The organism is Pontibacter sp. BAB1700, assembly GCF_000277005.1.
In the GTDB taxonomy this organism is placed as follows: Bacteria; Bacteroidota; Bacteroidia; order Cytophagales; family Hymenobacteraceae; genus Pontibacter; species Pontibacter lucknowensis.
The window spans coordinates 1-2,619 of sequence record NZ_AKIS01000166.1; the positions used below are offsets into that span (position 1 = coordinate 1).

2 protein-coding genes are annotated in these 2,619 nt (G+C 37.2%); one reads left to right on the plus strand and one right to left on the minus strand.

The annotated features are described in order from the left end of the window. Nucleotides 1-240 precede the first annotated feature (240 nt). Entirely contained in the window at nucleotides 241-741 is a 501-nt protein-coding gene (locus tag O71_RS17735) for a hypothetical protein (protein ID WP_155800990.1), read from the plus strand. A gap of 38 nt (nucleotides 742-779) precedes the next feature. Here the strand turns inward: O71_RS17735 and O71_RS17740 are convergent, their stop codons facing one another. After that, nucleotides 780-2,531, minus strand: coding sequence for a hypothetical protein (locus tag O71_RS17740; RefSeq protein ID WP_007659619.1), 1,752 nt, complete (start codon nucleotides 2,529-2,531; stop codon nucleotides 780-782). Nucleotides 2,532-2,619: the final 88 nt, after the last annotated feature.

Sequence of the window (2,619 nt, forward strand, 5' to 3'; positions counted from 1 at the left end):
TGTTCAAGGTAGTTAACCTATCTATATATTTCAGCTTAATCAGTAAATGATAACAACTTTTGAAATAGATCTCTTTGAGGGACATCCTATACTAAGAGATGATAAAAATATAATCCTCATTGACACAGTGCTCCAAGTACTATTCATATAACAGATCAGTTACACTTCTTAGATGAAACTTATGGGATATCTTCCAATTATATGGGCTTAACTGCTTACAAGATTAGTGAACTATTAGGTATGGAAATTACGACTTTATTGGGTGCTGATATATTGAGTAAGTATAAGCTACTGCTAGACTATAGAAACACACAAGTTTCGTTTAGCAAACAGCTCATAGATTTAGGAGGTGGTGTAGCTCCAATCTCGAGTTTTATGGGTATACCAATTATTAACTTAACAGTAGCTGAGAGAACAGTCAAGTGCTTTCTGGATACTGGTGCTAAACTTTCCTATTTGTCGAAGGAGCTAACGCAAAACTACGAAAGTGTAGGTGCTGAAGCTGACTTCTATCCAGGTGTTGGCAAATTTACCACAGATTGCTACAGCGTTTCAACCACGTACGGAGGTAACACGTTTGATGCACGTTTTGGCAACCTACCTGATCTACCTCAAATGACTTTTATGCTTGCGGGCACAAATGGTATTATAGGCTATGACTTCTTTGATAACTTCAAAGTTATGCTCGACCTACAGAAAGGTGAAATTTCAACTTTGAAGTATGTTCAGGCTATCTCCTGAACATACTTCAAAGTGATTGCCTACAGAGTTCCAAAGGACTAAACCGGCAGAACCTGCACACCAATTTTCCTACTGCTCATAAAATGAATCAAACACTTTCTTAGAATCACTTGGCATTCTTTCGCGACCTGAAGGTCTAAAATGTGTGGATGGGCAGCTTTGTTTCTAAATTCATAGGTTATTGTATTGATAGAATTTAAAAAACTTTGCTCAAGGACATTTTCTTCAAAATAGCGTCTGATAAATGCTTTGAGTGACTGCAATAAAAGGCTTTGCTGATAACTTTCATACTCCTCCCTCAATTGAGACATGATATACCTCATTGCACCTAAGGTGTATTCCCTATTGTCGTTTAAAACAGACTCAGCAAATGATTTGTATCTGCTAATGATTAGACTAGATTGCACCAGTTCTCGCCGATCAACACCATTAATCAGTAGCTCTTCATGAAATGCTACAAACAGCTTTTTTAAAATCTCGTTCTCTAGTGTGCGGCAGTACTGGATTACAAAGGGTGAAAAATCTGCAGCTTCTTTCATCTTGAAAATTTCATCATAGAGAAACTCTGCAGAAGGCAGAAAACTTTTACTTGACGAATCAAGGTCTTCCCAGAAATTAAACCATCTTTTAATTTCTTCTATGTACATCTCGTGAGACTTATGGTCTCTTTTGAAGAGGGATTCTACTTTCTCGTCAAGCTTGATATATATTCTGGATAGTCGCTCCTCTTCACCACGAGGAAGCGCCTTAATCTGATTAATCTCATGTTGTAAACCCAGGAGAATGGAGAGCACGTCGTTTAGTTTGCCCGAAACTTCATTTAACTGCACCTCTATTTTCCTGAATCGTCCTTCTAAAAACTCCCTTAGCAATACGAAAGTACTTTGATCTAGCTCGTTTATCACATTTTTGAGCGTTTGTACCTCATCATAAACAGGCTCAGTTACTTCGCCCTGATCAATAAGTATAGCTTTATCTTTTACAAGTAAATAATCTGAAACTACATCAGGCTCATCAGGCAATTGCTTATATTGATCACTGCTCCTATTAGATTTTGTGATAGGACCAGGGGCTAATTTAGAGGAAGATTTTCTCAGCTCATTTATATCATCAGTTGTATCATCCGAAAACAAATCTAGTTGCCTCGACTCCAAGTGGTAGCAATGAAAAATAACTGGAGAAACATTTCCTAAAGCTGATCTATAAGCCTTTCTTTCGTTATCTACACTCTCAAAAAGTGCCTGAATTTCTAAAAGTTCATTAGAGATAGTTCTTAATGTCTGCTCATCTGCATTAGAAATACTCTCATCACTTAAGTCAAGTAATCTATTAGTGTGAATGATAGGCACTATAAGTTTATTCAGTTTATCGAAAAGGTAACTAGAGAATTGCTTACTGATATTCCATTTAGCTTCAATATCTTTTAAAGCCTGCTTGCCCTGTTCAGATGAAAAATATGTGCTTATATAATCGGGAGACTTAGATCGGATCAAGACTACCCCTTGTCCAGGAAAGGCTTTTGGGTCATCATCTCTGAGTTGGTACCACTTTATACCTCCCTGCGTTATCCAAACCAATATATCACCAGCTGATGCAGGGGTATTGCCGGCTCTTAGAGAGTCAAAAGACATATATTTCTTACTTTCATCGAGAATTATTCCCGATTCCTCAATATTATGTGGAGTCAAATATGGGTACTCTCCTACTTCGAGTAATTCTGCTTCACTAACAGGAAGACCCTTAATTATTTTCGCTAGCTTATTTAGTCTTTTGACTTCTATCTTGTCCATCCCAAATTTTATAAAATAACCCCAATACCCTTACCTTCTAAAACATACTAGAGCCTGTTAAAATATGAAATGCCTGCTTCTATTACAG